We start from the raw sequence: 25,840 nt of genomic DNA on the forward strand, positions 1-25,840 counted from the left end.
GCACAGCGCCGCTCCCAGGTGACCGGCAGGTGTCGCGTTTCCTTCCGCACGATGGATTGCCGAAAACGCTTGGTACGCAAGTGAACACCCGTGACCAAATGGGACTTCCCAGTCGAATCTACCGAAATCAGGGCATGTTCGCGCTCCCACGCGCCGGTCTAGGCTTGCGGTCGGCGACAGATGCACGGAGGGTGTGCCATGGCTGAATTCGAGCGCCTCCTCGAGGCGGACGCCCCTGCGGAGCGCAGGAGCTGGATCGTCGAAACCCTGGTGGGCACGTTCTCCGAATTGATGGAACGCGATCCGTCGGCATTCCGGACGAAGTTCCGGAAGATGGCCGCGGACCCGTTCGCCTTCTACCGCGGCAGCGCCTGCCTGTTCTACGCCGATGTGATCCGCTTGCCCGATCCGTGGGCGGACGAGCGCACCAGCCGGGTGTGGATCCAAGGCGACCTGCACGCGCAGAACTTCGGCACCTACATGGACGGCTCCGGTGTCCTGGTCTTCGACGTCAACGACTTCGACGAGGCCTACCTCGGGCACTTCACCTGGGACCTGCAGCGATTCGCAGCCAGCCTGGCCCTGCTGGGGTGGAGCAAGGCCCTGCCCGACGACGACATCGTCGCGTTCGTCGAGCGCGCTGCGGCGTCCTATCTGGACCAGGTGCGGATCTTCGCCGAGGGCAACAGCGACTCGCAGTACTCGCTGCGGCTGGCGACCACCGAGGGAACGATCCACGAACTGCTGCAGCAGACGCGGCTGAGCAACCGGGCCGCCATGCTGGACCGGATGACCGAGCCCGAGGGGTACGACCGGCGTTTCCGCGACGCCGGCGGAGTCCGCCGGATCGGCGCCGCGGAGCGCGAGAAGGTCGAGGCGGCATTCCAGCAGTACCTCGGCACGATTCCGCCCGAGGCCCGGATGCGCGATGTCGCCTACACCATCAAGGACGTGGTCGGCAGGAGCGGGTTCGGCATCGGCAGCGCGGGCCTGCCCGCGTACAACATCCTCATCGAGGGGCGGACGGAGGCGCTCGAGAACGACATCGTGCTGTCGATGAAGCAGGGCAACGTTGCCGCGCCCTCGCGCGTCGTGACCGACGAGCGCATCCGCGACTACTTCCTCCACCACGGCCACCGCACCGCGGTGTCCCAGCGCGCCCTGCAGGCGCACGCGGATCCGCTGCTGGGCTACGCCGAGATCGACGGGGTCGGTTACGTCGTCGACGAACTGTCCCCGTACGAAGAGGACCTGGACTGGCAGGAACTGACCGAGCCCGAGGAGATTCTCCCGGTGCTGGACTACCTGGGGCGGGCGATCGCCAAGGTCCACTGCGTCTCGGACGCCCAATCCGACACCCAGCTGGTGCAGTTCCAGACCGAGGACGCGATCACGGCGGCGGTCGGCGGGCGGGAGAAGGACTTCACCGCTTGGCTGGCCGAATTCGCGCTCCGCTACGCCGACGTGGTGCGCGACGACCACCGCCTGTTCGTCGAGGCGTTCCGAAACGGCGAGATCGGCGGTGTCAAGTCCACCGCCGTCGACGACTGACCCACCTCAACCACTCGGTAGCCCACTGGCCACCCTGCGTTTGCCGCGGGCAGCCGGGGCCGCGGCAGGCACAGCACGCTGGGTAAGTCAACCCACGCGCTGCGTGAGCAACCGTGAATTTTCGCTCACCTGGAACACCGATCGGCGCAGGTGTGCCAGGGTCTGGGCTCATGCTGATAGCTGAGCTCGCCACGTGGATCTCCGCCGGCCTGGCGATCGTGGCCGTCGGGCTCGCAGGCTGGCAGCTCTGGCTGGCCCGCCGCGCGGCCCGCGAAGCGCTGGAACGAGCGGAGGTGATGCGCCGACTGGCGACGGCCTCCGAAGGCAACGCCGCCAAGGCGGCGGGAGCTGCCCAAGCCGCACGCGCACAGGCCGAACGCGCCTGGGAACAGGTCAAGCTGGCCGACCGGCAACTCGACGAGGCGCGGCAGGAGCGCCAGGCCAGCACCCAGACGGAACAATGGGAATGGGCCTACGCGGTGACCACGGTCGCCCGGGAGCTCGTCGACACCGGCCAGGAACTGATCCGCAGCGCCCTGGACACCCACGTGGCCCCGCACCACCGCGTCGCCGCCGAACGGTACTACCGCCAAACCTCCAGGCGCTGGCAAGAAACGATGATCAAGGCGGTGGCCCGCACGTCTCCGCCGCTGGAGGTGCAGCAGCAGTTCGTCACGTTCGCCGACGTGCACCAACGCCTGCACGGCCACCTCGGCGTGCTGCTGCGCGCGGTCGAAACGAGCACGCTCGCCGAGAACGACGCCCTGACCAAGCAGATCCTGGGCCTGCGCCACGAGCTGAACAACGCGCACCGGAACCTGCAGCGAACCGTCAGCGCAAGCCTGACGGCCCCGGACTCTCCAACCCAGCAGATCACCGCCTGACCACCGTTGCGGGACTGCTTGGCGTCAGCGAGGTCGTCTCCGCAACGCGACGGTTGCGGTGTGTGACGGCTTTCGGTGGTCTGCGCGGACGAAGGTCACGTTCCGCACCGCAAGCTCGTCGCCCGGGGCCCGCGAACCCGTGGCGGGATCTCGCTATTTCTCGTGCTGACGGCGCACCATCTCGGCGATCCAGACGGGCGCGAACGGAGACGTGCAGTTCGGGGGTGTCGGGTAGTCCTTGAGCACTTCCAGGCGCTCGCCGATGTCGATCGCGCGGGCGCGGAGCTCGGCGTGCTGAATCCCGATCTGAGCCAGGCAGTTGTTCATCGCCCACTGCAGACGATCCGGGGCGTCCTTCATCTCCGCCTCGATGACATCGAGCAATCCCGCGAGGTCGAGGCCCTCGGGCTTCTTCGCCACCCGCTCGGCGGTCAGCGCCCATCCGGCGCTCGCGACCACTGGATCCGGATCCTCGAACCAGGCGAGGCGCAGCTCTTCGGAGCACGGGTTCTTCTTCACCACGTAGTTCACGAGCCAGTCGTGCACCTTGGGGGTACGCGCCTCGCGCAGCATGGTGTCCAGCTCGTCGCGCTCGAACGCCTTCGGACGACAGATCAGGATCGCCAGGAGCCTCGCCGCGGTGTCACCCGTCGCCCAGAGCTCGCGCGCGAGATCCTGCTGCGTCTTGAGCTGCTTCGCGAGCGCGCGTAGCTTGCCGAGGTTCACGCCGTGATCGTCACCGTGCTTCTCGTTCACCGCGCGAATCTTCGGGTCCTCGAGCACGGCCAGCTCGGCCATCACCTCCGCCACCGTCGTCCCGGCCACCTCAGCCTCCTGTCCGTCGCGCATGAATGTCACCCTACGACTGAACGCTCCCGCCTCGCCAAATGCGCGCCGCACCGCACTCCGGCCAACGCCGAAGGGACGTTCCTCAATCCTGTCGCGAGTAGCGCGATGTCGATCACGGAGTGGTCCGTTTCGCCTGTCGTCAGTCGTTCCACATGGCCAGCGGGACCATGTCGCCGGCGAGGTCGCCGTCGTGCAGCAGTCGCCCCGCGCGCTTCACGTGGCGGAGGCAGAGGGCTCGGTCCACGATGCTCAGTTGCGGGGACAGGTCGGCGAGTCGGCGCTCGATGAGCTGGAGTTCTTTCGGCCTGCGGAGCCAGACGCTGAACAGGAGGTTCGCCGCGCCGCCGGTGATCCCGGCGCACGCCCTCGTTTCGGGCAGCGATGCGATCAGCGCGGCGGCGTTGGACAGGTCGGCGGGCGGCACGTTCGCCCAGACCGTGGCCGACATCGGAACCTCGGCGAGCACCCGGGACACCTCACAGCGCATGCCGACCATCCCGGACGCCAGCAGCGCGTCGACACGGCGGCGCGCCGTGCTGACGCTGATTCCCGCCTCCTTGGCGAGATCCGTGTACGACGCGCGCGGCGATTTCGCCAACAACCGCACCAGGTTTCGGTCGACCGGCCGAAGCGCTTGGATCGAGAATCCCGTGCTGCTGGGCCGCGAGCGCCTGATCCGCTCCTGCTGAGCGGCATCGAGCCCGCCGAGGTTCCAGTCCCCGCCCTGGGCGTACAGCTCCGTGACGACCTGCACCCGGGTGGTCTGCGCGCCCGGGATCCGCTGCAGGTCACCGAGCAGGAACTCGGTCAGCTCGCCGAGATCGCCGACCATCACCGTGAAGTACAGATCACGGCCGCCGGTGACGTGCTCCGCGGTGACCACGGCCGACAAATGCGAGGCCTGTTCGGCCACCGCCAGCGCCTGCCCCTGGGCGCAGTCGACCTCGATGAAGGCCATGCAGACCGGATCCGGGTAGCACGGGCCGGGATAGCAGGTCAGCCAGACCGCCCCGGCCTCGCTCAGGCGCTCCCAGCGCCGGGCCGCGGTTGCCGCGTCGACCTGCAGCACCTCGCCGACCAGCGCCCACGGAGCACGCGGAGCGATCTGCAGGGCACTGATCAGATCCAGATCCAGCTCGTCGAGATTGACAACTTCTCGCATTCGATCTTCCTAGAAACCATTTTCACGCATCTTAGCCCGGTCAGCCGAAAACAGTACCCAGGATGTGCGCACGAACGACCACCCATAAGCACTAGGGGACTCAGTGGCGAGGACCAAGTTGAGAACGAAGCCAGGGGCCGGCGGCAGGGCGTTGGCAACGACGTTGAACGTCGTGGAGCGGATCGGCAACGCGTTGCCGCACCCGTTCATGCTGTTCGTGTACCTGTCGATCTTGATCGCGGCGTTGTCGGCGGTGGCCAGCTGGTTCGGGGCGTCGGTGGTGCACCCGGGGACCGGCAAGCAGGTCGTGATCCACAGCATCCTCTCCGGCGAGGGCCTGACCTACGTGGTGACCAGCGCGCTGGAGAACTTCGTGAGTTTCCCACCGCTGCCGCTGGTCGTGGTGCTCATGCTCGGCATCGGCCTCGCCCAGCAAGTCGGGCTCATCGAGGCGGTCCTGCGCAAGGCACTCGCCGGCGTGAAGCCCCGGTACGTGACGCTCACGGTGATGCTGGTCGGCATCATCAGCCACCTGGCCTCGGACGCCTCGGCGCTCATCGTTCCGCCGCTCGCGGCGATGGTCTTCCTCAAGATGGGCCGGCATCCGCTGGCCGGGCTGGCCGCCGGCTTCGCCGCCACCGGCGCGGCGTTCACGGCGAACTTCGTGATCACCAGTACCGATGTGCTGCTGTCCGGCATCACCACCGCTGCCGCCGGGATCGTCGCCCCCGGAACCACCGTGTCGCCGCTGGCGAACTACTTCTTCATGCCCGCATCGGCGGTCATGCTCGCGATCGTCGGCACGATCGTCACGGAGAAGATCATCGAGCCCCGGCTGGGCACCTACGTCCCCGATCCGGACGACGACGCCGAAAGCCCGGCCGCGGAGCCCACGCTGAACGGCAAAGCCCTGCGCAACGCCGGGATCACCGCCGTGCTGTACGTGCTCGCGGTCGCGATCGTCACCGCTTTACCCGGTTCCCCGCTCCGCAATCCGGAAACCGGTGGCCTGCTCAAGTCCCCGCTGCTGGAAGGGATCGTGCCGATCCTGCTGATGTTCTTCGTCAGCACTGCCATCGCCTACGGCGTCACCGCCCGCACGATCACCAGCACCTCCGACATCCCCGCGCTGATGAGCAAGTCGATCAAGGAGCTCTCCGGCTTCCTCGTGCTGATCTTCGTCGCGGCCCAGGCGATCGCCTGGTTCACCTGGTCCAACCTCGGGCTGCTGCTGGCCGTCCACGGTGCCGCGCTGCTGAAGTCCCTCGGCATCGGCGGCATCCTCGGGCTGGTCGGCTTCAGCCTGCTCACCGCCGCGCTGAGCCTGGTCATCGCCAGCGGATCGGCGTTGTGGTCGCTGGAGGCGCCGACGTTCGTGCCGATGTTCATGCTCCAGGGCGTCAACCCGGCTTACGTCCAGGCCGCCTACCGCATCGCGGACTCCTCGACCAACATGATGGTGCCGCTGAGTCCGTACATCGCCATCCTGCTCGGCTTCATCCAGCGCTACGACAAGAAAGCGCGCCTGGGCACGCTGTTCTCGCTCATGCTGCCTTACACGGCCGCGTTCTACGCCAGCTGGCTGCTGTTCTTCATCGTGTGGACAGCGCTCGGCATCCCCATCGGGCCGGGCGAGACGTTCCACATCGGACGCTGACCTGCCACTCCCAACATCGGAAAATCGCTCATCCAGGAGGAAGCCCTGTCCACCCAGAATTCCGGCACCGCCCTGCTCGACACCATCACCGGCCTGGTCGAGGGGCTGCGAACGGAGATCCTCGACGTCAGCCACCGGATCCACGAACAGCCCGAGATTCGTTTCACCGAGCACCACGCCGCCAAGCTGCTCTGCGACTCGCTGCGCGCGCACGGGTTCGACGTCCGGGAGCGGGTCGCTGATCTGGACACCGCGTTCGTCGCGGAGTTCACCAACGCCGGCGACCACGACGGCCACCTGCCGACGATCGCGATCTTCCTGGAGTACGACGCGTTGGAGGGCCTGGGGCATGGTTGCGGGCACAACACGATCGCCGCGGCCGGCCTCGGAGCCGCGATCGCCGCGAAGCGCTGGCTGGCCGAGCACCCGGACGTCGCTGCGCGAATCCTCGCGGTCGGCAGCCCCGGCGAGGAAGGCGGTGGCGGCAAGGCCTATCTGATCGAGGCGGGCGTGCTGTCCGATGTGGACGCCGCCATGATGGTCCACCCGACCGGTGGGAACCGCGTCCACATGCCCTCGTTGGCGCGCGAGGCCGTGGAATTCGTGTTCACCGGCGTCCCCGCGCACGCCGCCGACACTCCCCACGAGGGACGCAACGCCCTGGACGCCGCCACGCTCGCGCTCAACGCCATCGGCCTGTTGCGCCAGCAGATCCGCCCGGAATCCCGCGTCCACGCGATCATCACCGACGGCGGGCAGGCGCCCAACATCATCCCGGAGCGGGCAGCGATCAAGGCCTTCGTCCGCTCCCCCGACACCCGCTACCTCACCGATCGACTGGTCCCCGCGGTCCACGACTGCGCACGGGGAGCCGCGCTGGCCACCGGAACCGAGGTCGAGATCCGCCGGTCCGCACCCGCCTACGCCGCCATGCGCAGCAACGCCGTGCTCGCCGAACTCATCACCGGCACGCTCGTCGCGATGGGCCGGGAGCCCGGCGCGGAACTGCCGAACCGCGCCGGGGGCTCGACCGACATGGGCAACGTCAGCCAGATGGTGCCATCGGCGCATCCGCTCCTCGAGCTGGTCCCCGGCGTCACCATGCACACCCACGAAGCCGCCGAGGCGGCCGGAACCGAAGCCGGCGACCGGGTCGTCTTGGACGGAGCGACGCTGCTGGCCACCACGACGATCCAGCTGCTGACCACGCCGGATCTGCTGCAGCAGGCGAAGAACGCGTTCGCCCAGGAGTGATCGGCGAATCGACCAGTGCTGCCCCGCAGTTTCAGGTCTCCTGCCGAACGAATCCAACGAGAGAGCGAGGAACTATGAGTCACGGCGGAACGATCCGGTTGACCAACGTGCGCATCATCGACGGCACCGGCGGGTCCCCCGTGGAGAACGGCGAGGTCGTTGCGACGGATGGGCGGTTGACCTACGTCGGTCCCCGGCGCGAGCAGGCCGCCGAGACCGGTCCGGTCCGGACGGTCGACGGGGGTGGCCGCACCGTGCTGCCCGGCTTCTTCGACACCCACGTGCACGCCACCATCGCGGTCGAGGAGAACGCGCGGAACGTGGTGTCCGACGCCGGAAGCTACGCGACGCTCAAGACCGCCCAGCGGCTGCGCCGGACGCTCGACGCCGGCATCACCACCATCCGCGACCTCGGCGGACTCGACCACGGGCTGCAGCGCGCCCTGAACGACGGGCTGATCACCGGCCCCCGAGCCCGGATCGCGGTCCAGGTGATCTCGCCGACCGGTGGCCACGCCGACCTGACCCTGCCCAACGGCAAGGTCATGCCGCTGGTGAACGTTCCAAGCCTCTGCGTGGCCGATACCGACGAGGAAGTGCTCACCACGGTGCGCACCCTGATCCGCTCCGGCGCCGACGTCATCAAGGTCTGCACCACCGGCGGAGTGTCGAGCCCGACCGACCAGCCGGACGACCTCGGGATCACCGAACACCAGATCGCGCTGATCCGAGCCGAGCTCGACCGCCACTCGCGGCCCCGCCAGATCGCCGCGCACGCGCAGGGCACCGCCGGCATCCTGGCGGCGATCCGTGGCGGCGTCGACAGCGTCGAGCACGGCTACGAGATCGACGACGAGGGCATTGAACTGATGCTCGAGAAGGGCACCTTCCTGGTTCCGACGCTCAGCGCGGCCCTGCGGGTACCGGATCCGGCGCTCGTGCCGCCGTACCTGTACGAGAAGAAGGTGCGGTGGTCGGAGATCGCCCGCGAGAACCTCGCCAGGGCCGTCCAGGCCGGGGTCGAGGTCGCGCTCGGCACCGACGCCGGCGTCTGCCCGCACGCGCGCAACCTGCTCGAACTGGCGCACATGGTGGACCTGGGAATGTCCCCGACGGACGCCATCGTCGCCGGCACCGCCAACGCGGCCCGGCTGCTAGGACTCGCCGGCGAACTCGGCACCCTAGAGGCCGGCAAGATCGCCGACCTGGTGGCCGTGTCGGTCGGCCCGCTGACCGACATCGCCGCCCTCGCCGACCCGGATGCCATCGAACTGGTCATCAAGGACGGTGCGGTCGTCAAGGACCTCACCACCGCCACAGCGGCCGACATGGCCGCGTGACGTTCGACGAGGCCCGCCGACCTGCGCTCCTGCGCCGTGTCGGCGGGCACTTCGTCGGCACCTCTTGATCAAGTCCATAAGAGACAGTGGACAGCGAAAACGCCGGAACCGCGTGACAAGCTGGTGCAGCGAAGCCGCGGTCATTCCTGGTCTTCTCGCCAGCTGTCGAATTCCGCCGCGGTGGTCACGCCGTGGTCCAGCACGGCGCGGTACACCTCGTAGCTGGCAACGCCGTCGGCCGGTCGACTCGCGAGTTCTTCCTTGATGGCCAGCACCAGGGCGCGGTGGTCGTCGTCGAGCCGCGGCGCGAGGGTGCGCAGGTGTTCGAGGTCCGGCTGCCGGTCGGGGCGGTCGACGAACCAGATGTCCAGCGTCCAGTCCGCCCCGTCCAGCGCGCGGTAGGACACGCCAAGGTACAGGCCGTCCGGGTAGCGGGGATCGGTGTTCCACATCCCGGTGTCGTCGCGGAACCGGACCTCCCGAACCCGTTCCAGCACGGCGAGATCCGCACCGATGCGCGCGACGGCCAGGTGAGCGGCCCGGTCCAGTTCCCGGCAGACGACGGTGACATCGAGATCCCGCCGCACCATGACCCCCAGCGCCGAGCTGCCGACCCGCACCGGCTCACCGACCGCGCCGAGGATCGCCATCAGGTCGAGTTCGGCGGCTACCTGGTGAGCTTCACTGCTGATGCTTTCTTGCCGTTCCAGAAGGCGTTTCGTCGTCACGACCCGGATTCTGCCGTGACCACCCGCCCGCCTCGCACGGGGAGGGGCTGTCTGCCCATGAATGCCCGGCCACTCGCCGGTGCGACCGCGCTCTACGGTTCCGCGGTGTATTCGAATCGATCTCTACCGGTGACATAGGTCGTGCTTGGTGCGGCGATCCCGACGACAGACCACTGTGGACACCAATCGGACGGTCTACGTCACTTTCCCGCGCGGCTGGATCGCCGGACGGCGCGGTGGTGGAACGTGGCGGTGCCAATGACCACCGCCAGGGCCGCCAGTGGTAGCAGCGGCAACGCCCACGGCACCACGAGCATCGCGATCCCGCCCGATGCGGCGCCGGCCACCACCGCCAGCAGGATCGCCGTTCCCCGCACGTCGAACGACCTCGGCCGGTCGCCGGTCGCGAGCCCCGCGACCACGCCGGTCAACGTGCCGGTCAGGTACGTCGTGGACACCTTCGTCCGGCTCCCCAGCCCGCGCATCGCCGCGCTCTGCAGCCCCATCCCGACCGATGCCAGCACCAGCAGTCCGAGCTGCCAGGCCCCACTCGGCCGCGCGCCGGTGGCGACCCAGCCACCGGCGAACCCGGCGAGCACGACCGCTTCGACCAGCAGGACCGCGGTGACCCGCACCGGCCAGAGCGGGCCGTGCGGAGGCGGCGACCCGGTGATGCGGCTACCCGCCGCCACACCCGCGACGTAGCCCGCGAAAGCGACGAGTGCGTGCACTGCCAGCGGAGCAGAAGCGCTCGCGATCGCAAGACCGAGCAGCACCAGATTGCCGGTCATCACACTGCTGAACACATCTCCGAGCCGGGTGAAGCTCGCGACGTCCACGGCTCCGGCACCGAATGCCAGCACCACCGTCATCGCACCCAACGACGGAATTCCGTCCTCATTCCGGGCAGCGCTCAAAACAGCCCCTCCGCCGCTGCGCCCGCGCGGCTGGATCGCCGCGGCGCACCCCGCCGCGCTCGATCGACGAAAGCACCGTCGCAGCCCACACCGACCTTCACGGCGCACCACCCTCCGGGAAGCGAAGTTCCGGGTCAGTCCCCCTGTGTACCGCCACCGGCCGGCTCCCGCCCGCCCACACCGGAATGGCGGCCGATTGCGACCGGCGAATCCAGCGATCAGTTGTCGGCGCTGTGCCATATTCGGGTTTGGTGTGCTGATGCCGCTCGTGGAACACGTGTCGCGGAGATCGCAACTTGAGAGCGGGGGTCAGTTCCATCCCTGGATAGCCGTGTCCGGGGATGAGAACTTCCATTGCAGCAGTGCAGAACGCGTGTGAGTCTTGATGACGTGGCCGAGGGGACTTCCCGGCCGACAGGAATTGCAGGAATTCCATTTCCGCAATTCCAATCTTGATCCTGCGAAAGAAGACGCGAAGTAGATGAAGACGAACGTCACCTTCCCCAGCGCCGGCCTCGCCCTCGCCGGCCTTGTGTTCACCCCGGACGACCACACGGGCGCTCCGCTGCCGGCCGTCGTCGTCTCCCACCCCGGCGGCGGCGTCAAGGAGCAGACCGCCAGCATCTACGCAGAGCACCTGGCCCGGGCCGGCTACGCCGCCCTCGTCTTCGACGCCGCCTACCAGGGCGAGAGCGAAGGCACTCCGCGCGGCTTGGAGAACCCGTTCCAGCGCGCCGAGGACGTCCGGGCCGCGGTGACCTACCTGACCACCCGCGACGACATCGATCCCGCCCGCATCGGCGCCCTGGGCATCTGCGCCTCCGGTGGTTACGTCCCGTTCGCCGCCCAGACCGACCACCGCATCAAGGCGGTCGCCACCGTCAGCGCCGTCGACATCCGCAGCCTGCTGGTCGAGGGGCTCGGCCGCACCCAGGGCCCGGAGGTCCTGCAGGCCATGCTCGACCAGGCCGGCGCCCTGCGCACCGCCGAGGCCCGCGGCGAGGCCCCGGCCGTGCAGAACTGGGCTCCCGAAAGCCCCGAGGGCCTGGAGAACGCCCCCACCCTGTACCGCGAAGCCCAGGACTACTACCGCACTTCACGGGGCGGGCACTGCAACTCCACCAACGAATGGCCGCTGCGCAGCATCGACCAGATCGCCCAGTACGACTCGTACGCGATGATCGAGCTCATCTCGCCACGCCCGCTGCTGATGATCATCGGCTCCGAAGCGGACACCGGCTACTTCAGCCGCGAGGCCATCGAGAAGGCCAACGAGCCCAAGGAACTGTTCGTCATCGACGGCGCCACCCACGTCGCCCTCTACGACGAGGACGAGTACGTCAGCCCGGCCGTGGCCAAGCTCGGCGAGTTCTTCGGCGACAACCTGACCGCCTGATCTGAGGAGACCAGAAAATGGAATCGGTGCGATTCAAGAACCGGACCTGGGACGTGGCAGCAGACCTCCGGCTCCCGGAGGGCTTCGACGGGTCGAAGAAGTACCCGGCGATCATCTGCGCCCACCCGATCAGCAGCTGCAAGGAACAGACCGCCGGCAACATCTACGCCGACCGGCTCACCAGGCTGGGCTACGTGACCCTCGCGTTCGACGCCTCGCACCAGGGCGACAGCGGCGGCGAACCGCGGTACCTCGAAGACCCGGCCACCCGGGTCGAGGACTTCCGGTGCGCGGTGGACCACCTGCTGACCCTGGACTACATCGACGCCGACCACATCGGCGTCCTGGGCGTCTGCGGTGGCGGGGGGGTAGCCGCCCACCCCCCCAATAACGAAAACCCGATCGATGCGCGGGCCACCCGGGGCGCCGTCCCCCCGGCGGCGTCCAGGTGTCTGGCGCCCCCGGGGCCGTCCTCTTTTTGGCCCGATAACCCCCCCAAAAACCACCCACGGCCCCGGACGGAAGGAGCCTGTAGGAATGCTGCGATCGGGAGGGCTCGACGCGATCGTCGACGTCGACGGAGTGCGGGTCGGGCACGAACAGCGGCTCGACGAGAACTGGGCCACCGGCACCAGCGTGGTCCTGGTGCCGGAGGGCGCGACGGCGGCGGTGGACGTGCGCGGCGGCGGCCCGGGAACCCGCGAAACGGACGTGCTCGAACCGAGCCACCTGGTGCAGCAGGTGCACGGCGTGGTCCTCACCGGCGGCAGCGCCTACGGCCTGGCGGCGGCCGACGGCGTGATGCGCTGGCTCGGCGAGCGCGGGCACGGCGTGCGGGTCGGCGCCGATCCGTCGCACGTGGTTCCGGTGGTGCCGGGCGCGGTGATCTTCGACGTGCCGATGAGCGACTGGGGCAACCGGCCCGACGCCGGGTTCGGCCACCGGGCCTGCGAGAACGCGACCCGCACCGAAGCCCGGCAGGGCAACGTCGGCGCGGGCACCGGCGCGGTCGTGGGGACGGTGAAGGGCGGCATCGGCACGGCCAGCGCCGTGCTGGACGACGGCACCACGGTCGGCGCCTTGGTGGCGGTCAACGCGGCCGGCTCGGCGATCGACCCCGACACCGGGCTGCCGTGGATCCCGACGCCCGGCCTGCGCCCACCCGATCCCGCCGAGGTCGAAGCGGGCCGGCGGCTGTTCGGGAAGCGGCCCGGGCGGCACGGCCCGATCGAGCGGCCGCTGAACACCACGATCGGCGTGGTCGCGACCGACCTGAAGCTTTCGAAGGCCGAGTGCCAGCGGCTGGCGGTCGCCGCGCAGGACGGGCTGGCCCGCACCGTCCGGCCCGCGCACCTCCTGGTCGACGGCGACACGATGTTCGCGCTGGCCACCGGCACCGGCGCGGCCCTGCCCGCCCCGGGCGAGCCGGACTGGGCGGCGCGGCTGGACGCGGTGTGCGCGGTCGCGGCCGATGTCGTCGCGCGGGCGATCGTGCGCGGCGTGCTGGCCGCCGAACCGGTCGATGAGGTGACTTCCTACACGCGGCTCTACCCCTCGGCGCGGGAATGAATCATCGTGTACCTGCGTTTTCGCCCGACGAAGCCGCACCGGTAGCGGGATCTTCCACATCGTGGGAGGCCGGTGCCTCACCTACTAGGATGGTTGCTGTGCTGGTGATCCGACGCGACCTGGTCGATGCGATGGTCGCGCATGCCCGACGGGACCACCCGGACGAGGCGTGCGGCGTGATTTCCGGCCCGGAAGGGTCGGACCGCCCGACGCGCCTGATCGAGATGATCAACGCCGAGCGCTCGCCCACCTTCTACCGGTTCGACTCCGCCGAACAGCTGAAGGTGTGGCGCGAGATGGACGCACGAGACGAGGAGCCGGTGGTCATCTACCACTCGCACACCTCGACCGAGGCGTACCCATCGCGCACGGACGTCTCCTACGCCTCGGAGCCCAACGCGCACTACGTGCTCGTGTCCACCCGGGACCCGAAGACCCATGAGCTGCGTTCCTACCGGATCCTCGACGGTCAGGTGACCGAGGAGCCGGTGGAGGTCGTGGAGTCGTACATGTTCGCCCACACCGGTGCCGACGAGGTTCCAGACCTCGACTGAGCCGCGGCTCGCCCACCAGTGTTCGCGTCCCGATCCCAACGAAGTCCTTCGTGGACAGGAGGTTCCCCAATGGCAGTCAAGGTTTCGATCCCGACCATCCTGCGCACCCACACCGGTGGCGAGAAGTCGGTCGAGGCGAAGGGCAACACCGTGGCCGAGGTGATCAACGACCTCGACACCAACTTCAACGGCCTGAAGGACCGCCTGGTCAAGGAAGGCAATCTGCACCGCTTCGTCAACGTCTACGTCAACGACGAGGACGTCCGCTTCGCGGGCGGCCTGGAGGCCAAGGTCGCCGACGGCGACAGCGTCACCATCCTCCCGGCCGTCGCAGGCGGCATGCGCTAAAAGCCTTTCTTGGACCCGCTTTGCGTAGCGGTGCAGGTGGCGGAACCTCAGAGGCCTTCTCGCTGCGGGATCCCCGACACACGTATGTCCACGTCGCGTCGGGGCTGTCCTCGCGAGAAGACCTCTGAGAACCCGCGGCGGTGCCGGTTGCGAGGGTGGGCTAAGCGGCTGCGCCGCTTAAGAACGAAAGGCATTTCTCTGCGCGTAGAGGGTGAGGAGGAGACGCACCGTGGCTCGTTACGACTCTTTGCTGGACGCGCTCGGTGACACCCCGCTGGTGGGACTGCCCCACCTGTCACCGGCGCCGGACGTCCGGCTGTGGGCCAAGCTGGAGGACCGCAACCCGACCGGTTCGATCAAGGACCGGGCGGCGCTGGCCATGATCGAAGCGGCCGAGAAGGAAGGCCGGCTCACCCACGGCTGCACCATCCTGGAGCCGACCTCCGGCAACACCGGGATCTCACTGGCGATGGCGGCCAAGCTCAAGGGCTACGGCCTGGTCTGCGTGATGCCGGAGAACACCTCGGAGGAACGCCGCCAGCTGCTGCAGGCCTACGGGGCGCGGATCATCTCCTCGCCCGCGGCGGGCGGCTCGAACCAGGCGGTGGCGGTGGCCAAGGAGCTGGCCGAGCAGAACCCGGACTGGGTGATGCTCTACCAGTACGGCAACCCGGCCAACGCCGAGGCGCACTTCCGCACCACCGGCCCGGAGATCCTGCGCGACCTGCCGACGGTGACGCACTTCGTAGCCGGGCTGGGCACCACCGGCACCCTGGTCGGGGTGGGCCGGTACCTGCGCGGGCAGAAGCCGGACGTGCAGATCGTCGCGGCCGAACCGCGCTACGGCGAACTGGTCTACGGCCTGCGCAACCTCGACGAGGGCTTCGTTCCGGAGCTGTACGACCCGGACGTGCTGACCCGCCGGTTCTCGGTCGGCTCCTACGACGCGCTGCGCCGCACCCGCCAGCTGCTTGAGAGCGAGGGCATCTTCGCCGGGATCTCCACCGGCGGCGTGCTGCACGCGGCGCTGACGATCGCGGAAAAGGCTGCGGCAGAAGGAGAATCGGCGGACATCGCGTTCATCGTGGCGGACGCGGGCTGGAAGTACCTCTCGACGGGCGCCTACAGCGGCACCATCGACGAAGCGGCCCAACGCCTCGAAGGCCAACTCTGGGCGTAGGCCCCGGAAATCACGTGCTCGTGAGTGTTCGTTCCGGTTCTTACCGGAACGAACACTCACGAACGGGATCAGCCGGTGAAGGCGAAGGGGCGGGTGCCGGTGCCGATGTTCGGCAGGACCAGCAGGGCTCCGTCCTCCTCGGCCGGGTCCGGGAGGCCGTCGCGGGCCGTGGTGACGTAGAGGTCGGTGAGGTCCGGGCCGCCGAAGCAGCAGTCCGTCGGGCGCCGGGCCGGCAGCGGGATCGTCCGCTCCAGCTCGCCTTCCGGGCTGTAGCAGTGGATTTCGCCCCGGTCGCGCACGGCGACCCAGACCCTGCCCGCGTCGTCGACGCACAGTCCGCCGGGTTCGCCGTCAACGTCGCAGAGCGCTCGGCGGTCGCCGGCCGTGCCGGCGACGAGGTCGAAATCCAGCACGTCGATGCGCCGTGCCGCGCCGTCCGACAGGTACATCCGGGTGTCGTCCGGGCTCCAGCCGATGCCGTGCCCGGCGACCAGGTCCGGCAGCACGATGCTCGCCGCGCCGTCCGCCGTCACGCGGGCCAGCCAGCCCCCGGTGCCCACCGTCGTCGCCCACAACCGGCCCTTGCTGTCGATCATCGTCGCCCCGGCTTCGACGCCGTCGCGCGCCCAGTAGGCCAGCCACGTGCGCTGCTCGCCGCCGGCGTCGAACAGGGCGATGCCTTCGGCCAGGTGCAGCACCAGCCCGCCGCGGCTGCGCGGTTTCGCGCCGCCGACCTGCTGCGGCAGCCCCATCACGTGATCGGTTTGCCCTGGGACGTAGCGGTGCGCGGTGTGGGCGGGCGCGTCGGTCCAGAGCAGCGTGTCGGTGCCGACGTCCCAGGTCGGTGCCTGTCCGGACCGCGCCTGCGCGGGTACCGCGATGTCGACCTGGGATTGCACAAGTCACCTTTCGGGGGACGAACACACCGATCCGGAACCTTACCGGGGCACCTCTTGTTGATCATGGTTCGGCCCCGGTGAAGTGCGGTCAACGGCGAAAACCAGGGTTATCCCCGAGACCTGGAGGGACTCCGCCGCGTAGCCTCGTTGGTGTGAACCGACTGCCTGAACGCCGCCGGGCGCGAGTGCTGCCCCAGAATCCGCTGCGCGCCGCGGTGGGCATGCTCATCGCCGTCGCGGCGCTCTACGGCATCGAGTTCTACGACGTCGCGAACCCTGTTGCGCACCTCGACGGCTACGGCATCGAGCCGCGAGACGTCGACGGCCTGGACGGCATCCTGTGGGCGCCGCTGCTGCATGCCGGCTGGGGACACCTGTGGGCGAACACGTTGCCGTTCCTGGTGCTCGGCTGGTTGGTGCTGGCCGGTGGGCTGCGGCAGTTCATCGTGGTGACCGCGACGGTCTGGATCGTCGGCGGCATCGGCACCTGGCTGGTCGGCGCGTCCGGCGTGCACGTCGGCGCGTCCGGCGTGATCTTCGGCTGGATGGTGTTCCTGCTGATGCGCGGCTTCTTCCAGCGCAGCTTCGCGCAGATCCTGGTCGCGGTGGTGCTGTTCTTCTACTGGGGCGGCATGTTGTGGGGCGTGCTGCCTGGCCAGCCCGGAATCTCCTGGGAGGGGCACCTGTTCGGCGCGCTGGGCGGCGTGCTCGCGGCCTGGCTGGTGGCGCGCAGCACTCGTCGGCAGGGCGCCGAGCCCGCGCCTGGCAAACTGGCCGAGTGACTGACGCCCCGATCGGGATCTTCGACTCCGGCCTCGGTGGACTGACCGTGACCCGCGCGGTCATGGACCAGTTGCCGGGCGAAACGGTGCACTACGTCGGCGACACCGCCAACGCCCCGTACGGCCCGATGCCGCTGGCCGAGATCCGCGCCCGCACCCTCGCGATCACCGACTCGCTGGTCGACGAGGGCGTGAAGATGCTGGTGATCGCCTGCAACACCGCGTCGGCGGCCTGCCTGCGCGACGCCCGGGAGCGCTACGAGATCCCGGTGGTCGAGGTGGTCTTGCCCGCGGTGCGGCGGGCGGTGGCGACGACCCGCAACGGCCGCGTCGGCGTGATCGGCACCAAGGCCACCATCCAGTCCCGCGCCTACGACGACGCGTTCACCGCAGCCCGGGACATCACGCTCACCACGGTCGCGTGCCCGCGCTTCGTGGAGTTCGTCGAGCGCGGCATCACCAGCGGCCGGCAGATCCTCGGCCTAGCGCAGAGCTACCTGGACCCGTTGCAGCAGGCCGACGTCGACACCCTGGTGCTCGGCTGCACGCACTATCCGATGCTCACCGGCGTGCTGCAGCTCGCGATGGGCGATCATGTGACGCTGGTCTCCAGCGCGGAGGAAACGGCCAAGGACGTGCTGCGGGCGCTCACCGAGAACGACCTGCTCGCCGACCCGGAGACGGTGCCCGAGCACGAGTTCCGCGCCACCGGCGCGCCGGAGAGGTTTGCCCGGTTGGCGGCTCGCTTCCTCGGTCCGGCCGTGGTGGCCGATGCCGTTCGGCCGCTGACCGTGTCAAGCTCCATCGCATGAAGCTGACGATCCTCGGTTGTTCCGGCAGCTTTCCCGGCCCGGATTCGCCGTCGTCCGGATACCTGCTGGAGTCCGGCGGCACGCGCATCGCGCTCGATCTCGGCAACGGCACGCTCGGCGCGATGCAGCGGTTCGTCGACCCGTTCCAGCTCGACGCGTTGTTCCTCAGCCACCTGCACCCTGACCACTGCGCGGACTTCGCCGCGCTGACGGTGCTGCGCCGCTACCACCCGAGGCCCCCGTACGACGCGACCGCGCGGCGGTTACCGGTGATCGCGCCCGAGAACGCCCCGGAGCGGTTCGCGGCCCTCTACGCGCCGAACGCCGCGGAGCGCGCCGAAACCGATCTGTCGGATGTGTTCGACTTCATCCCGATTGCCGCGGAGCCGGTGCGCGTCGGCCCGTTCGAGGTGCAGGCGGTGCCGATGGCGCATCTGTGCGAGGCCTGGGGATTTCGCGTGGCGGCCGAGGGCAAGGTGCTGGCCTACACCGGCGACACCGGGCCGTGCCCGCAGCTGACCGAGCTCGCCGCGGACGCCGACGTGCTGCTGTCGGAGGCGTCCTGGGCGGACTTCCCGGACGCGCCGGAAGGCGTGCACCTGTCCGGGCGTCAGGCGGCGGAGGTGGCGAAAACGGCCCGAGTCCGCCGCCTGCTGCTCACGCACCTCGTGCCGTGGGCGGATCGCGAGGAGATCCTCGCCGAGGCGAAGGCGGCGTTCGACGGCCCGACCGAGCTCGTCGCCGCCGACCGCACCTACGACGTCTAGGCACCCGCGACGGGTCCGCTGCAGGGCGGGCTTAGGGTTGGGGGCGTGGCACGAGCGGATGGGCGGAGCGATGACCAGCTCCGAGAGGTGCGGATCACGCGCGGATACCAGGACTGGCCGGCCGGTTCGGTGCTGGTGGAATTCGGCAAGACCCGGGTGTTGTGCGCGGCCAGCGTCCAGGAGGGCGTCCCGCGCTGGCGGACCGGCTCCGGACTCGGCTGGGTGACCGCCGAGTACGCGATGCTGCCGTCGTCGACGAACACCCGCAGCGCCCGCGAGTCGGTGAAGGGCCGCATCGGCGGCCGCACGCACGAGATCAGCCGGTTGGTTGGCCGCTCGTTGCGGGCTTGCATCGACATGGCGGCGCTCGGCGAGAACACCATCACGCTGGACTGCGACGTGATCCAGGCCGACGGCGGCACCCGCACCGCCGCGATCACCGGCGCCTACGTGGCGCTGGCCGACGCGGTGACGTGGCTGGGCGCGGCCGGTCGCCTGTCCGACCCGAAGCCGCTGTCCTGCTCGGTCGCGGCGGTGAGCGTCGGTGTGGTGGACGGCCGGGTGCGGCTGGACCTGCCCTACGAGGAGGACTCCCGCGCCGAGGTGGACATGAACGTGGTGGCCACCGACCACGGCACCCTGGTGGAGGTGCAGGGCACCGGCGAGGGCGCCACCTACACGCGGTCCACGATGGACAAGATGATCGACTTCGCGCTGGACGGCTGCGCCAAGCTGGCCCAGCTCCAGTCGGCGGCGCTGGCCGAGCCCTACCCGGGCGAACTCCCGGGGAGCGCGGCATGACGCGAGTGCTGCTGGCCACGCGGAACCAGAAGAAGCTGGTGGAGCTGCGCCGAATCCTGGTCGCCGAGGGCGTGACGGGTGTGGAGGTCATCGGCCTGGCCGACGTCCCGGAGTTCCCGGAGGCTCCGGAAACCGGCGCGACGTTCGAGGAGAACGCGGTCGCCAAGGCCGCGGACGCGGCGAAGGCCACCGGCCTGCCGGCGATCGCGGACGATTCGGGCATCGCGGTCGACGCGCTCAACGGGATGCCGGGAGTCCTGTCGGCCCGCTGGTCGGGCAAGCACGGAGACGACCAGGCGAACCTGGACCTCCTGCTGGGCCAGCTCGCGGACGTCCCGGACGAGCGCCGAGGAGCGGCGTTCGTGTCGGCGTCGGCGCTGGTGCTGCCGGACGGCAAGGAAACCGTGGTGCGCGGCGAATGGCGAGGCAAGGTGATCCGCGCGGAGCGCGGAGCCAACGGCTTCGGCTACGACCCGATCTTCGTCCCAGAAGGAGAAACCCGGACCAGCGCGGAGCTTTCGCCGGAGGAAAAGGACGCGGACTCCCACCGAGGCCGGGCACTGCGACTCCTGCTCCCGGCGCTGCGCGAACTCGCGGGCTGAACCAGACACCCACAGCGTTACGAATGAGCGCCTTTGGCCGGCATCGTCGGTCAAAGGCGCTCTTCATTTCAGGGGTTCGGTGCACACGACGGAACTTCTCGGCTGGGAGAAGGGAAGCTGATCGACAACCGTGACACCGGCACTTGATCGCTGCCTGGCTCACAGGCAAGGCCGATCTTCCTGGGAATCGCCGGTTTCGGCCGGTTTCGGACAAATGTGCTGGTCAATTGAGATGAGTCATTGCCAGGGCAGGGGCTCGCCGGAGGCTGTGGTGTGCGCGGGGTGTGACGAATGGTCGTAGTGCCGGAACATTCCGTGATTGAATACGGGGCAATTCCGCTGAATTCGGATTAATTGCGTCGATGCGACATCTCGTTGTTCTTGCTCTGTTGTGCCGCGTGATTCGCCGACGGCGGGGAAACCGGTCTTCTGAGTAGGCTGGGAAAATGAGCCGTGGTATTCGACAGCGGGAATTTGCCCGTTTTCGGGTCTTTGTTGTAGGTCTTGTTCTCGGGACGTTGGTCGGAGTCTCCGGCTGCTCTCCGGCCGGAGGTGGTGGGCAGGGTGCTGTGCCGCCTCCGAAGCTCGCGCCGGTGGTCGACATCACGGCCGCCGGTGGCGACCAGGTGAACCCGACCACGCCAATCGAGGTTCGGGTTCAGAACGGCAGGCTCACGGCCGTCACCGTGACCAATCCCGACGGCAAGCAGGTCTCCGGGCAGATGGCCGACGGCCAGACCGACTGGCGCACCACCGAAGTGCTCGCCTACGACAAGGCCTACGACGTGACCGCGACGGTCGTCGACGGCGACGGGAAGACCACCACCGAGCACAAGTCGATCCACACGCTCGCCCCCAAGGCGCAGGCGTACCCGAGCGTCGTCCCGGCGCCTTCCACCCACGACGTGGGTGTCGGGCAGCCCATCGTCGTCCGGTTCGACCACGCCATCACCGACCACGCCGCCGCGGAGAAGGCGCTGCAGATCAGCAGCACTCCCGGCCAGCCTGGCGGCTGGTACTGGCTTTCCGACAAGGAAGTGCACTACCGGCCGCAGAACTACTGGAAGCCGGGCACGAAGGTCTCGCTGAAGATCAACCTCTACGGCGTCGACCTCGGCGGCGGTGTGTACGGGGAAACCGACCGCAGCATCGACTTCGCGGTGCACGATTCCTGGATCGCGAAGGCCGACGGCAACACCGAGCAGATGCAGGTCTTCCACAACGGTCAGCTCGTCAACACGATGCCCATCAGCATGGGCAAGGACATCACTCCGACCCACCTCGGTGCGCACGTGATCTCGGACAAGCAGCAGAAGTACACGATGGACTCCTGCACCTACGGCGTGTGCCCGCCCGACCCGAAGGCTTACCGGTCCGACGAGTTCTTCGCCGAACGCATCTCCAACGACGGCGAGTTCGTGCACGAGAACCCGGCCAGCGTCGCCCAGCAGGGCAGCTCCAACGTCTCGCACGGTTGCATCAACCTCGACCAGGCAAACGCGCAGTGGTTCTTCGACCACTTCGGGCTCGGCGACGTCGTCGAGATCACCAACTCCGGCGGCCCGGCGCTGCCGGTGTGGGACACCTACGGCGACTGGTCGTTGTCCTGGGACCAGTGGCAGGCCGGCAGTGCCCTCCACTAGCGGCGGCGTCGGTAGCCTCGTCCGGGTGATGGGAGTGGTCGAGCGGATCTGGCGGTACCCGATCAAGTCGACCGGCGGTGAGCCGCTGCACCGGGTCGACGTCGATGCGCGAGGTCTTCGCGGGGACCGGCTTTTCGCGGTGCGCGACGCCGAGGGCAAGTTCGGTTCGGGGAAGAGCACCCGTCGCTTCCGGCGGATGCCCGGCCTGCTGGAGCTGCGTTCTCGCTACCTGGACGACGCCGACGAGCCGGAACTGCTGGACCCGCGCGGCGTGGCCGTTGCGGACCCGACGGCCTACGTTCGCGACTACCTCGGCCGGGACGATGTCGAAGTGGCGCGCGAGGGAGCCATCTCCCACTTCGACCAGCTCCCGCTGAGCGTCCTGACCACCGCCACCCTCGGCTGGGTGCGCTCGGTCGTCCCCGATGTTCCGGTCGACGAGCGGCGGTTCCGGCCGAATCTCCTGGTTCGCACGCCGCCGGGCACCCCTCCCTTCGTGGAGGACGAGTGGTTCGGGAGCAAGGCGCGGATCGGGAGCGGCCTGTGCGTCGAGTTCGTGCGATCGAGCGAGCGGTGCGTGATGATCAACGAGGCCCAACAGGATCTGCCGCACTCATCGATGGTGCTGCGAGCCATCGCCAAGGCGCACGACACCCGCCTGGATGCGCTGGCGACGGTCGCGACCCCGGGGTCGGTGCAGGTCGGGGACGCCGTCGTACTCCTCTGACGCGTGCCGCGATCGCACTGGGGCGAATGTGCTGGGGCGAATGTGCTGGTCGGGTGTCGTGAGTGATCGTTTCCGGTAAGAACCGGAAACGATCACTCACGAGCTCGATGGGACCCAGTTGCCGTGGAAGCCGTTGGGGACCCGGTCCGGGAGTTGGACTTCTGCCACCGTTTCCAGGGTTTCCGCGTCCAGCAGCAGTAGGTCGCTGCGTTCCTCCGTCGCCGAGTAGCGCAGGCCCATCAGGACTCCGTCGTCTTCCGCCGCTTCCGGGGTTCTCGGTTCGAAGACGAACTCGCCGACCTGGTTTTCCCTGCCGAAACTGCGGGTTTCCGTCTTCCCGGTCGTCATGTCGTGCTTGAACAGGGTGTCTCCGCCGACTGAGTAGCCGTAGCGGTGGCGCTTGCCGACCAGCCGCTCGTCCACCCGCGGGAACTCCTGCTCGCGGTCGTCGAGGCGCTCCTCCCGGACGCGGCCGGTCTTGAAGTCCACCGTCCAGCGGTCCAGCGTCGGGGCTCCTTCGGTGGGGCCGTGCAGGTTCGAGTCGAAGACCTTCGCGTGCCGCACGATCTCCAGGACCAGGCCGGTTTCGGTCTCGTAGGCGTTCAGCGGGTGGAAGACGTAGCACGGCCCGACGTCGAACCAGCGGACGTCGCGTGCGCCGCCGCGTCGCGGCAGCACGCCGATCCGCGCCGGATAGCGCGGATTCCAGCGGTACGGGAACGACCGGTTCGCCGGGACGAAGCTGCCCATCCGCGCGGTGATCGGGTCCGGCACCCGGACCCGGCCGATCAGCGCCGACACCACCAGCTGGGCCGGGCGGCGCAGCCACGCCGGAACGGTGCCCTCGACCGCCTGGCGCGCGTCGAAGCTCACCGGCAGGTCGTAGAGCACCACGTAGTTCTCGGTCAGCGAGAAGTCGTGCATCATCGGGCTGCCGGACACGGCCACGTCGACCGTGCGCCGGGCGCGCCCGTCCGCCCCGATCACCGAGTACTGCACCGTGTTGCCACGGCCGAAGAAGTACGACACCGCGTGCAGTTCGCCGGTTTCCGGATCGCGCTTGGGATGCGCGGTGTAGCCGCCCGGCAGCGTGCCGTCGAAGTCGCACGGGCCGACCGTGTCCAGTTCGTCGGTCAGCTCGTAGTTCGTCGCCCCGCCCTCGACCAGGGCGAGCGTGCGCCCGGCGTGGCCGATGACGTTGGTGTTCGCACCGAGGACGTCCAGCCCGGCGCGGGGATTGCGCGGGCGCGGTGGTTCGCCGAGCGCTTTGGTGGCGGCGGGGGAGCGGACCCAGCGGTTGCGGTACCACTCGGCCTTCCCGTCGCGGAGCCGGATGCCGTGCACCATCCCGTCGCCCATGAACCAGTTGTAGGTGTCGGGGTCGATTTCGGAGATCGGGTTGGGGCCGTTGCGCAGGTAGCGGCCGTCCAGGTGGTCGGGGATCTCGCCGACGACGGTCAGATCGGTGCAGGTGCGCTCCTGCCGGACCGGTGCGTAGTTGCCCTGCGTGAACGGGTTGCTCACGGCGAATACCCTTCTGCGAGGTTTCATAACGAGGTTATGAAACGGTAGTGGTGTTCCCGAGGCGGGGCAATCGTCCCGTCGGGCGGGATCGCGGTGTGATGCCGCTCGCCCCGGTGTGAACTTGAGTCGTTCCAGAAGCTAACTTCAGAAGTCGTGTTCACGGATTGGCTCGAACTGGCGCTGCTCGTCGTCGTCGGCTTCCTGTCCGGCGCGATCAACGCCGTGGCCGGAGGCGGCTCCCTGCTGGTCTTCCCGGCCCTGCTGGCGACCGGGATGTCGCCGCTGGTGGCCAACGTGACCAACTCGGTGGCGCAGGGCCCCGGATTCGTCGGGGCCGCGATCAGCCAGCGCAAGGACCTCACCGGCACGCCGCGGCGGCTGTGGCTGACCACGGTGGCCGCGGCTGTCGGATCGGCGCTGGGCTGCGTGCTGCTGATGGTCCTGCCGGGCAAGGTGTTCGACGCCGTGGTGCCCGCGCTGGTGGGGCTGTCCGCCGTGCTGATGGCGTTCCAGAACACCATCCGCAAGTGGCTGGGCACGCCCGGCGAGGACGCCCCGGACCGCACCGTGCTGCTGACGGTGGGAATCTTCCTGGCCTCGATCTACGGCGGCTACTTCGGCGGCGCGCGCAGCGTCATCCTGATCGCGATCCTGGTGCTGGCCGCCACCGACAGCATGCGCCGGCTCAACGCGCTGAAGAGCTGGCTGGGCATGATCGGCAGCGCCGTGACGCTGGTCGTCTACGCGCTGATCGCGCCGGTGGACTGGATCGCGGTGCTGATGCTGGTGCCCACCACGGTGCTCGGCGGCTTCGTCGGCGGGAAGCTGGCCCAGAAGCTCCCGTCGAACCTGCTGCGCTACCTGGTGGTGGTGATCGCAGCCGGAGTGGCGATCTACATGGCCCTCGACTGACGGGCGGGAGAACGCCCGATTTCAGGCAAAATCGGAACCCCACCAACCGGGGCGAGGCCCTCGTGGGGGCCAGCGCGGCTGCCCAGTTCTTAGGCAAAATCGGAGCCCCGCCGATCAGGACGAGGCCCTCTTGGTCACGTGGGCGCCGGGGTGGGCTGCCCCATTTCAGGCAAAATTGGAAGGCGAAATGGGAGGGGCACCGGCCGGGTCGGTGCCCAACGGTCAGACTCCGAGATCCTTGCGGAGCCGGTCCACGTGGCCAGTGGCCTTCACGTTGTACAGCGCCTTGGCGATCTTGCCCTCCGCGTCCACCACGAAGGTCGACCGGATCACGCCCTGCACCGTCTTGCCGTAGTTCTGCTTCTCGCCGAACGCGCCCCACGCCGTCATCACGGACTTGTCCGCGTCCGACAGCAGCGGGAAGGTCAGGCCCTCCTCGTCGCGGAACTTCGCCAGCTTTGCCGGCTGGTCCGGGGAGACCCCGAGGACGTCGAAGCCCGCGTCGTTGAGCACCGCCAGGCTGTCCCGGAAGTCGCAGGCCTCCTTGGTGCAGCCGGGCGTGCTCGCCGCCGGGTAGAAGTAGACCACCACGGAACGGCCCCGGTAGTCGTTCAGGGACACGGTGTTGCCGTCGGCGTCCTGCAGCGCGAATTCGGGTGCCTTGTCGCCGGTCGAGAGTCGATTCTGTTCGCTCATGCTCCCGACGCTAGCCGATGCGCCCGACCGGCTCGTGGGGCGGTGAAGCGACGATCACTCGCGCGGGAGCTCGCCGGTGGCCGGGATCAGCTGCGAGACCTGGGTGATCTGCGGTTGGGCGGGGACGCGGTCCGCTGTCGCGATGAGTCCGCCGACGAGCAGTCCGGCGACCGCCGAGACGGTCAGGGCCAGCGCGCAGGTGGTGTACAGGCGGACGGACACCGCGATTTCCTTCCGGTGGCAGGGGATTTCGACGATTTCGTTGTCGACGTGTTGCAGATCGACT

General features: G+C 68.9%; 26 protein-coding genes. 18 read left to right on the forward strand and 8 right to left on the reverse strand.

The features are described from left to right. Positions 1-198: 198 nt before the first annotated feature. Both AB0I53_RS02885 and AB0I53_RS02890 read left to right on the forward strand, forming a co-directional pair. Complete coding sequence (locus tag AB0I53_RS02885; protein ID WP_358595446.1) at positions 199-1,551, forward strand: DUF2252 domain-containing protein; 1,353 nt, start codon at positions 199-201, stop codon at positions 1,549-1,551. Between the two features lie 170 nt (positions 1,552-1,721). Next, positions 1,722-2,435: a hypothetical protein gene (locus AB0I53_RS02890; RefSeq protein ID WP_358595449.1), complete on the forward strand. Its 714-nt coding sequence runs from the start codon at positions 1,722-1,724 to the stop codon at positions 2,433-2,435. A 153-nt stretch (positions 2,436-2,588) separates the two neighbouring features. On the opposite strand, the gene AB0I53_RS02895 is transcribed toward AB0I53_RS02890, so the two are convergent. After that, positions 2,589-3,260: a DNA alkylation repair protein gene (locus AB0I53_RS02895; protein ID WP_358595677.1), complete on the reverse strand. Its 672-nt coding sequence runs from the start codon at positions 3,258-3,260 to the stop codon at positions 2,589-2,591. A gap of 163 nt (positions 3,261-3,423) precedes the next feature. Continuing rightward, positions 3,424-4,446, reverse strand: coding sequence for an AsnC family transcriptional regulator (locus AB0I53_RS02900; protein WP_358595452.1), 1,023 nt, complete (start codon positions 4,444-4,446; stop codon positions 3,424-3,426). A gap of 118 nt (positions 4,447-4,564) precedes the next feature. Here AB0I53_RS02900 and AB0I53_RS02905 point away from each other — a divergent pair, with 118 nt between their 5' ends. From AB0I53_RS02905 to AB0I53_RS02915, 3 genes are all read left to right on the forward strand, one after another. Then, positions 4,565-6,103, forward strand: a complete 1,539-nt coding sequence (locus tag AB0I53_RS02905; RefSeq protein ID WP_358595455.1) for an AbgT family transporter — start codon at positions 4,565-4,567, stop codon at positions 6,101-6,103. Between the two features lie 117 nt (positions 6,104-6,220). Beyond that, on the forward strand, positions 6,221-7,357 hold the full coding sequence (locus AB0I53_RS02910) for an amidohydrolase (protein WP_358595680.1): 1,137 nt from the start codon (positions 6,221-6,223) through the stop codon (positions 7,355-7,357). A gap of 74 nt (positions 7,358-7,431) precedes the next feature. Beyond that, positions 7,432-8,697 carry an amidohydrolase family protein gene (locus tag AB0I53_RS02915; RefSeq protein WP_358595458.1) on the forward strand — a complete coding sequence of 422 codons (1,266 nt, stop codon included), beginning with the start codon at positions 7,432-7,434 and terminating at the stop codon, positions 8,695-8,697. 140 nt (positions 8,698-8,837) lie between these two features. Here AB0I53_RS02915 and AB0I53_RS02920 read toward each other — a convergent pair whose 3' ends face one another. Both AB0I53_RS02920 and AB0I53_RS02925 read right to left on the reverse strand, forming a co-directional pair. Then, positions 8,838-9,425 (reverse strand): hypothetical protein, encoded by a 588-nt coding sequence (locus tag AB0I53_RS02920; RefSeq protein ID WP_358595461.1) that lies wholly within the window; start codon positions 9,423-9,425, stop codon positions 8,838-8,840. 200 nt (positions 9,426-9,625) lie between these two features. Continuing rightward, the gene (locus tag AB0I53_RS02925) at positions 9,626-10,342 is read right to left on the reverse strand and encodes a YoaK family protein (RefSeq protein ID WP_358595464.1); all 717 of its coding nucleotides are present in this window, start codon (positions 10,340-10,342) and stop codon (positions 9,626-9,628) included. A 481-nt stretch (positions 10,343-10,823) separates the two neighbouring features. Between AB0I53_RS02925 and AB0I53_RS02930 the strand changes: the two genes are divergently transcribed. The 5 genes from AB0I53_RS02930 to AB0I53_RS02950 all read left to right on the forward strand — a co-directional run bounded on the left by AB0I53_RS02930 (position 10,824) and on the right by AB0I53_RS02950 (position 15,389). Next, positions 10,824-11,738 carry an alpha/beta hydrolase gene (locus AB0I53_RS02930; RefSeq protein WP_358595467.1) on the forward strand — a complete coding sequence of 305 codons (915 nt, stop codon included), beginning with the start codon at positions 10,824-10,826 and terminating at the stop codon, positions 11,736-11,738. Between the two features lie 537 nt (positions 11,739-12,275). Continuing rightward, entirely contained in the window at positions 12,276-13,307 is a 1,032-nt protein-coding gene (locus tag AB0I53_RS02935) for a P1 family peptidase (protein WP_358595470.1), read from the forward strand. A gap of 98 nt (positions 13,308-13,405) precedes the next feature. Then, entirely contained in the window at positions 13,406-13,861 is a 456-nt protein-coding gene (locus tag AB0I53_RS02940) for a M67 family metallopeptidase (protein ID WP_358595473.1), read from the forward strand. Between the two features lie 69 nt (positions 13,862-13,930). Then, positions 13,931-14,209, forward strand: a complete 279-nt coding sequence (locus AB0I53_RS02945) for a MoaD/ThiS family protein (protein WP_358595476.1) — start codon at positions 13,931-13,933, stop codon at positions 14,207-14,209. Between the two features lie 229 nt (positions 14,210-14,438). After that, a complete protein-coding gene (locus AB0I53_RS02950; protein WP_358595478.1) occupies positions 14,439-15,389 on the forward strand; it encodes a cysteine synthase in 951 nt (316 codons plus the stop codon). A 68-nt stretch (positions 15,390-15,457) separates the two neighbouring features. Here the strand turns inward: AB0I53_RS02950 and AB0I53_RS02955 are convergent, their stop codons facing one another. Then, positions 15,458-16,288 carry an SMP-30/gluconolactonase/LRE family protein gene (locus tag AB0I53_RS02955; RefSeq protein WP_358595481.1) on the reverse strand — a complete coding sequence of 277 codons (831 nt, stop codon included), beginning with the start codon at positions 16,286-16,288 and terminating at the stop codon, positions 15,458-15,460. A gap of 185 nt (positions 16,289-16,473) precedes the next feature. Here AB0I53_RS02955 and AB0I53_RS02960 point away from each other — a divergent pair, with 185 nt between their 5' ends. From AB0I53_RS02960 to AB0I53_RS02990, 7 genes are all read left to right on the forward strand, one after another. After that, a complete protein-coding gene (locus AB0I53_RS02960) occupies positions 16,474-17,070 on the forward strand; it encodes a rhomboid family intramembrane serine protease (RefSeq protein ID WP_358595682.1) in 597 nt (198 codons plus the stop codon). Next, on the forward strand, positions 17,067-17,882 hold the full coding sequence (murI, locus tag AB0I53_RS02965; RefSeq protein ID WP_358595483.1) for a glutamate racemase: 816 nt from the start codon (positions 17,067-17,069) through the stop codon (positions 17,880-17,882). The genes AB0I53_RS02960 and murI overlap by 4 nt, the downstream gene beginning before the upstream one ends. After that, positions 17,879-18,649, forward strand: coding sequence for an MBL fold metallo-hydrolase (locus AB0I53_RS02970; RefSeq protein WP_358595486.1), 771 nt, complete (start codon positions 17,879-17,881; stop codon positions 18,647-18,649). The genes murI and AB0I53_RS02970 overlap by 4 nt, the downstream gene beginning before the upstream one ends. Positions 18,650-18,694: 45 nt before the next feature. Further along, positions 18,695-19,450, forward strand: a complete 756-nt coding sequence (gene rph, locus AB0I53_RS02975; RefSeq protein WP_358595489.1) for a ribonuclease PH — start codon at positions 18,695-18,697, stop codon at positions 19,448-19,450. Continuing rightward, positions 19,447-20,052: an RdgB/HAM1 family non-canonical purine NTP pyrophosphatase gene (gene rdgB / locus AB0I53_RS02980; RefSeq protein ID WP_358595492.1), complete on the forward strand. Its 606-nt coding sequence runs from the start codon at positions 19,447-19,449 to the stop codon at positions 20,050-20,052. The genes rph and rdgB overlap by 4 nt, the downstream gene beginning before the upstream one ends. A 518-nt stretch (positions 20,053-20,570) precedes the next feature. Continuing rightward, on the forward strand, positions 20,571-21,695 hold the full coding sequence (locus tag AB0I53_RS02985; RefSeq protein ID WP_358595494.1) for an Ig-like domain-containing protein: 1,125 nt from the start codon (positions 20,571-20,573) through the stop codon (positions 21,693-21,695). A 28-nt stretch (positions 21,696-21,723) separates the two neighbouring features. Further along, on the forward strand, positions 21,724-22,422 hold the full coding sequence (locus AB0I53_RS02990; protein WP_358595685.1) for an MOSC N-terminal beta barrel domain-containing protein: 699 nt from the start codon (positions 21,724-21,726) through the stop codon (positions 22,420-22,422). A 96-nt stretch (positions 22,423-22,518) separates the two neighbouring features. Here the strand turns inward: AB0I53_RS02990 and AB0I53_RS02995 are convergent, their stop codons facing one another. Then, positions 22,519-23,946, reverse strand: a complete 1,428-nt coding sequence (locus AB0I53_RS02995; protein WP_358595497.1) for a carotenoid oxygenase family protein — start codon at positions 23,944-23,946, stop codon at positions 22,519-22,521. 153 nt (positions 23,947-24,099) lie between these two features. On the opposite strand from AB0I53_RS02995, the gene AB0I53_RS03000 reads away from it, so the two are divergent. Next, positions 24,100-24,858, forward strand: coding sequence for a sulfite exporter TauE/SafE family protein (locus tag AB0I53_RS03000; RefSeq protein WP_358595500.1), 759 nt, complete (start codon positions 24,100-24,102; stop codon positions 24,856-24,858). 222 nt (positions 24,859-25,080) lie between these two features. Here AB0I53_RS03000 and bcp read toward each other — a convergent pair whose 3' ends face one another. After that, complete coding sequence (bcp, locus tag AB0I53_RS03005) at positions 25,081-25,554, reverse strand: thioredoxin-dependent thiol peroxidase (RefSeq protein ID WP_358595503.1); 474 nt, start codon at positions 25,552-25,554, stop codon at positions 25,081-25,083. Positions 25,555-25,608: 54 nt separating this feature from the next. After that, the gene (locus AB0I53_RS03010) at positions 25,609-25,776 is read right to left on the reverse strand and encodes a hypothetical protein (RefSeq protein ID WP_358595506.1); all 168 of its coding nucleotides are present in this window, start codon (positions 25,774-25,776) and stop codon (positions 25,609-25,611) included. Between the last annotated feature and the right edge of the window lie 64 nt (positions 25,777-25,840).

Source organism: Saccharopolyspora sp. NPDC050389 (assembly GCF_040655595.1).
Lineage (GTDB): Bacteria > Actinomycetota > Actinomycetes > Mycobacteriales > Pseudonocardiaceae > Saccharopolyspora.

What these genes read in the sequence shown, in the direction of transcription:
- AB0I53_RS02885 (WP_358595446.1), top strand. Translation starts at nt 199, where the DNA reads ATGGCTGAATTCGAGCGCCTCCTCGAGGCGGACGCCCCTGCGGAGCGC.
- AB0I53_RS02890 (WP_358595449.1), top strand. Translation starts at nt 1,722, where the DNA reads ATGCTGATAGCTGAGCTCGCCACGTGGATCTCCGCCGGCCTGGCGATC.
- AB0I53_RS02900 (WP_358595452.1), bottom strand. Translation starts at nt 4,446, where the DNA reads ATGCGAGAAGTTGTCAATCTCGACGAGCTGGATCTGGATCTGATCAGT.
- AB0I53_RS02915 (WP_358595458.1), top strand. Translation starts at nt 7,432, where the DNA reads ATGAGTCACGGCGGAACGATCCGGTTGACCAACGTGCGCATCATCGAC.
- AB0I53_RS02930 (WP_358595467.1), top strand. Translation starts at nt 10,824, where the DNA reads ATGAAGACGAACGTCACCTTCCCCAGCGCCGGCCTCGCCCTCGCCGGC.
- AB0I53_RS02935 (WP_358595470.1), top strand. Translation starts at nt 12,276, where the DNA reads ATGCTGCGATCGGGAGGGCTCGACGCGATCGTCGACGTCGACGGAGTG.
- AB0I53_RS02945 (WP_358595476.1), top strand. Translation starts at nt 13,931, where the DNA reads ATGGCAGTCAAGGTTTCGATCCCGACCATCCTGCGCACCCACACCGGT.
- AB0I53_RS02970 (WP_358595486.1), top strand. Translation starts at nt 17,879, where the DNA reads ATGAAGCTGACGATCCTCGGTTGTTCCGGCAGCTTTCCCGGCCCGGAT.
- rdgB (WP_358595492.1), top strand. Translation starts at nt 19,447, where the DNA reads ATGACGCGAGTGCTGCTGGCCACGCGGAACCAGAAGAAGCTGGTGGAG.
- AB0I53_RS02990 (WP_358595685.1), top strand. Translation starts at nt 21,724, where the DNA reads ATGGGAGTGGTCGAGCGGATCTGGCGGTACCCGATCAAGTCGACCGGC.
- bcp (WP_358595503.1), bottom strand. Translation starts at nt 25,554, where the DNA reads ATGAGCGAACAGAATCGACTCTCGACCGGCGACAAGGCACCCGAATTC.